4 protein-coding genes are annotated in these 5,214 nt (G+C 72.6%); 2 read left to right on the forward strand and 2 right to left on the reverse strand.

Annotation, left to right across the window (positions count from 1 at the left end):
* Window positions 1-168: 168 nt before the first annotated feature.
* Complete coding sequence (locus WEB03_RS03455; RefSeq protein WP_368069576.1) at window positions 169-798, reverse strand: hypothetical protein; 630 nt, start codon at window positions 796-798, stop codon at window positions 169-171.
* A gap of 152 nt (window positions 799-950) precedes the next feature.
* On the opposite strand from WEB03_RS03455, the gene WEB03_RS03460 reads away from it, so the two are divergent.
* Both WEB03_RS03460 and WEB03_RS03465 read left to right on the forward strand, forming a co-directional pair.
* Window positions 951-3,176: a 6-phosphofructokinase gene (locus tag WEB03_RS03460; RefSeq protein ID WP_368069577.1), complete on the forward strand. Its 2,226-nt coding sequence runs from the start codon at window positions 951-953 to the stop codon at window positions 3,174-3,176.
* A 130-nt stretch (window positions 3,177-3,306) separates the two neighbouring features.
* Window positions 3,307-4,755: a L,D-transpeptidase family protein gene (locus WEB03_RS03465; protein WP_368069578.1), complete on the forward strand. Its 1,449-nt coding sequence runs from the start codon at window positions 3,307-3,309 to the stop codon at window positions 4,753-4,755.
* 30 nt (window positions 4,756-4,785) lie between these two features.
* On the opposite strand, the gene WEB03_RS03470 is transcribed toward WEB03_RS03465, so the two are convergent.
* Window positions 4,786-5,214 (reverse strand): hypothetical protein (locus WEB03_RS03470; protein WP_368069579.1); only part of this gene is annotated, 429 nt, incomplete at its 5' end.

A 5,214-nucleotide genomic window follows, 5' to 3' on the forward strand; every position in this document is an offset into this window, starting at 1 on the left:
TTCAGATCCAGGAACGTCAGGCCGTCCGCCAGGGATGATCGGGGGCCCCGAGGCCCGGCCGACGGGCGCGCCGACGGCACGATCACCTGGAGCCACCAACGTTATGGTCGGGCGTGGCCGTCCAGGTGCGCCTCGGGTCGGTGCGCCGTACCTGGACATCGATCGCGGTCAGCGGTCGGGCCAGCGGCCTTCGCGTTCGAACTCGAGGTTGCGCAGGACCTGGCGCGCCTGGTCCTTGGCCTGCTCGGTGCCGGTCTCGTTGGCGATCAGGGCCGCCAGAGCCCGGTACAGCGGCGTGCCGGCCACCCACGGGTCGGCGTCGACGGCCATGCCGCGCTGCCGTTCGGTCAGCTCGGCCTCGTCGAACCGGTCACGGAGCCCGTCGGAGTTCCGCTCCAGCCACCCCTGCAGGTTGCGGCGGTGGGTGGGGGTGAAGGACGCCAGCTCCTCGACCACCCCCGACGACGAGGTCCACGTCGTGCCCTGCAGCAGCTCGACGGGATCGACGTGGGACGCGCCGCGGCCGCCCTTCGCTCGCGCCTCCTCGAGCAGCTCGTGGACCCGCCGGTGCAGCGGCGCCACCTCGTCGAGCGCCGCGGTGCCGTTCGTGATGCGGGTGGCGAGCGCTTCGTCATCGGGTGCGAACGCGGCCGCGTAGCTCGACCGGTGGGTGTGCAGCTGACGGGCGATCCGACGCAGAACCCGCGGGTCGGCGTCGGCCAACGTCACCGTCCGTCCGTCAGTGAGCGTCACCTCGACGGCCTGGTTGACCTCGTCCGGGTCCAGCGTGATGCGCACCACGGGTGTCCTCCGGACCCGGTAGAGCGAGCGACGACGCCCCGATGCTAGGCGGCACGAGCCCCGCTCTCGGCCGCCTGGTGTCACCTCGGTCCTTGCCGTGTCCGCCGAGCGCCGGTAGGTAAGCGCTCCCACCCCGCCCGGAGCCGCCCGTGCCCGACACCCCCACCTCCCGCATCGCCGTCCTCACCAGCGGCGGCGACGCGCCCGGCATGAACGCCGCCGTCCGGGCCGTGGTCCGCACGGGCATCGCCGAGGGCGTCGAGGTGTTCTTCATCCACGAGGGCTACCGCGGGATGGTCGAGGGCGGTCCCGCGATCCGGCGAGCGACCTCCGCGGACGTCGGCGGGATCATGCAGCAGGGCGGGACGATGATCGGGACCGCCCGGTCCGACCGCTTCCGCACCGACGAGGGCCGCCGGCAGGCCTGCCGGAACCTCGTGGCGCGTGGCATCGACGCGCTCATCGTCATCGGGGGTGACGGCTCGCTCACCGGTGCGAACGCGTTCCGCTCCGAGTGGGCGGATCACCTCGCCGCGCTCGTCGAGGCGGGCGAGATCGATCAGGACACGGCCGACGCGCACCCGCACCTCCGGCTCGTCGGCCTGGTCGGATCGATCGACAACGACATGTTCGGCACGGACATGACCATCGGTGCCGACACCGCGCTGCACCGCATCACCGAAGCCATCGACGCGCTCCACTCCACCGCCTCCAGCCACCAGCGGTCCTTCGTCATCGAGGTCATGGGCCGCAACTGCGGGTACCTCGCGCTCATGGCCGGGCTCGCCACGGGCGCCAACTGGGTGTTCATCCCCGAGCACCCGCCCGAGACCGACGACTGGGCTGGGGCGCTCCAGCGAGCGGTCACCGCGGGACGGCGCGTCGGACGGCGGCAGAACCTCGTGGTCGTCGCGGAGGGTGCCCGCGACCGGCACGGCGAACCCATCACCTCGGATCAGGTCAAGGCGGCGCTCGACGAGGGCCTCGGGGAGGACACCCGCGTCACCATCCTCGGCCACGTGCAGCGAGGTGGCGCCGCGTCGGCCTTCGACCGCAATCTCGCCACCCGCTGCGGGTACCGGGCGGTCCACGAGCTGCTCGCGCTCCAGCCCGAGGACCCCGCCGTGCTCGTCGGGATGCGCGAGAACCGGATCACCACCTCGAACCTCGTCGAGGCGGTCGAACGCACCCACGCGGTCGCGGAGCTCCTCGACGATCAGCGCTACGACGAGGCTATGGCGCTGCGCGGTGGCAGCTTCGTCGAATCCTTCGACACCCTCCGCACCCTGGTCCGCGCGAAGCCCTCCGCCCCGGAGCCCGGTGCCCGTCAGCTGCGCATCGGCATCCTCCACGGGGGGAGCCCCGCCCCCGGTATGAACACCGCGGTGCGCGCCGCCGTCCGGCTCGTCCTCGATCGCGGTCACGAGGTGCTGCGCATCGACCGTGGGATCGAGGGCCTCCGCGAGGGCCGCGTCAGCCCGTTCGACTGGATGACGGTCACCGGGTGGGTGTCGCGTGGGGGAGCGGAGCTCGGCACGTCGAGGTGGACGCCGACGGCCGAGGACCTGCCTGCACTGGCGGCGAGCATCGCCGAGCACCGGCTCGACGGTTTGCTCGTCATCGGCGGACACGCTGCCTACGCGGCGGCGTACACGGCCCGTCAGCACGCGGCCGAGCTGCCGGCTCTCGATCTGCCGATGGTGTGCCTGCCCGCGACGATCAACAACGACCTGCCCGGGACCGAGCTGACCATCGGCGCCGACACGGCCCTCAACGCCATCGTCAGCGACGTCGACAAGATCAAGCGGTCGGCGGTCGCCTCGCGGCGCTGCTTCGTGGTCGAGGTGATGGGCAACGACTCGGGCTACCTCGGGCTGACCAGCGCGCTGGCGACGGGGGCTGAACGGGTCTACCTACCGGAGGTCGGGATCAGCCTCGACCAGCTCCGCGAGGACGTGGCGGCCCTGACCGAGGCGTTCTCGCACGGTCAGCAGCTCGGCCTCATCGTCCGCAGCGAACGCTCCGACCCGATCTACACCACCGAGTTCGTCCGCTCGGTGTTCGAGAACGAGAGCGGCGACGTGTTCGACGCGCGGTCGTCGATCCTCGGTCACCTGCAGCAGGGTGGCGATCCGTCGCCGTTCGACCGCATCCAGGCCACCCGGCTCGCGGTCCGGTGCGTGGACCGGTTGCTGGCCGACATCGAGGCCGGGGACACGGACGGCGCGATGGTGGGTCTGCAGGGAGGCCGCGTCGCCTTCACCCCGCTGCAGGACTTCCCCGCGCTGCTCGACGAGGACGCTCGCCGGCCGGCCGACCAGCAGTGGTTGGAGGACCTCCTGCCGATCGCACGCGCGATGTCCCTGCGGGCGTGACCGCCGCCGAGGAGGCCTCGGTACCTTCGGGCCGACACCGACGGGGGAACACCGGATGAGGGGCACCATGGGCGCGGCTCTGCCGCGCCTCGTTCGATCACGCGCGGGCATCACGATCGCGGTCACAGCCGTGGCGCTGCTCATCCTGATCGCGCTCAGCGTCACCACGCTGGCGTACGGATCGACCGTCCGGGACGGTCAGCAGCTGCTGCCTGGCACCACCATCGCCACCGTCGCGGTCGGTGAGATCGCCCCGGCGGAGGCCGCCGACCTGGTCGCCGCGCACCTCGACGAGCGGCTCGACCGCACGATCACCGTGACCGACGGCGACGACTCGTGGACCACCTCGCCGCGCGAGCTCGGTGCGACCACCGACCTCGACGAGGTCGTCGACGAGGCCGTCGCACGGGCCGGTGACCTCGGCTTCGTCGACCTGGTCAAGCTGCGCTGGTTCGGAGGCAGCGGCGAGCTCACCCCGGACGTCACCGTCACGGTGCCGAACGCCGAGGTCGCAGCCTTCGTCGCCGCCATCGCCGCCGACGTCGACCAGGACCCGAGCGACGCCGAGGTGGCCTGGATCGACGATGCGGTCGTGGTCACCGTCGACAGCGTGACCGGCCGCGAGGTCGACCGGGACGCCGCCCGGGATGGCCTCGCGACCCTGGCCGCCGGGGACGACGGCGACGAGCTCGAGCTGCCGGTCGCGGTCACCGAACCCGAGGTGGGCACCGACCGGGCGAGCGAGGTCGCAGCCGAGGTGACCGCCGTCGTCGACGCGCGCCTCGACCACGTCGTGACCGTCGTGCTCGCGAGCCGCGACGAGACCACCTCCGCCCGTCAGCTGGGTGGCGTGCCCGACGTCGGACCGCTGATCGCGGCCGCCTTCGCGGGTGACGACGTCGACGGCGACGCGCTCGAGGTGGCCATCCCCGACGGTGCGGTCTCCGGCGTCCTCGACGAGGTCACACGCGGGACCACCGTGGCCGCCAGGGACGCCAGCCTCGACGTGAGCGGCGGTGACTTCCGGATCATCCCCGAGGTCGTCGGCGCCGCCGTCGACCGGGGCGAAGCGACGGGGCGTCTCCGGTCCGCGCTGGCCGGCGCGACGGACCGCGTCGAGCTCGAGCTGCGCACGGTCCGCCCGACGGTGACGGCCGCGTCGTTCCAGGACGTCCTGGTCGTCAGCCGATCCGCCACCACGCTGACGCTGCTCCGCGACGGTGAAGCGGTCAAGTCGTGGCCCGTGGCCGTCGGCACCAACAACAGCCCGACGCCGCTCGGCACCTTCGTGGTCGGAGCCAAGCGCTACGAGCCGACCTGGGTCAACCCCGCCCGCGACCGCTGGGGCAAGGACATGCCGGCACGGATCGGTCCCGGCCCGGACAACCCCCTCGGCGCCCGTGCGGTCAACTGGAACCGGCCCGGAGGTGGCGACACCCTGATCCGGTTCCACGGCACGCCGAACGAGGATTCGATCGGCACCGCGGCCTCGAACGGGTGCGTGCGGATGTTCAACGCCGACGTGATCGAGCTCTACGACCTGGTCTCGACCGGCATGGTGATCATCAGCACGAGCTGATCAGCACCATTCATCCGATCCGGGGCGCCGTCAGCGGTGGTCGTCGACGAGGTCCTCGGGGTCGATCAAGCCACCGGCCGCGGCGAGCAGGCCGGCCGTGCCGACCGCGCGGTCGTACACCACGCCGAAGTACTGCTCGGCGATCGTCTCGTGGCCGGGCAGCGGCGGGGGACCGAGCGAGCGCGGGACGGCCGACGGGTCGTCGGTGATCCGCACGTCCTGGCTGGCCTCCGGCAGCTGCACGCTGTCACCCCAGAACCGCGCCGCGTCGTGCAGCACGTCGGGACGACGGTTCTTGCCGCGCCGGTTCTGGGACCGCTTGCGGTTGCCGCCCTTGCGGTTGCGCTTGTTGCCGCCGCCGCCACCGCCGCCGCCGCCCTGCTGGCGCGCCTGGTTGCCGCCACCCTTGGCGTTGCCACCGCCGCCGCTGTTCCCGCCGCCGCCACCGCCGCGGCGGGG

It is taken from the genome of Nitriliruptor sp., from assembly GCF_040882075.1.
Classification (GTDB): domain Bacteria; phylum Actinomycetota; class Nitriliruptoria; order Nitriliruptorales; family Nitriliruptoraceae; genus Nitriliruptor.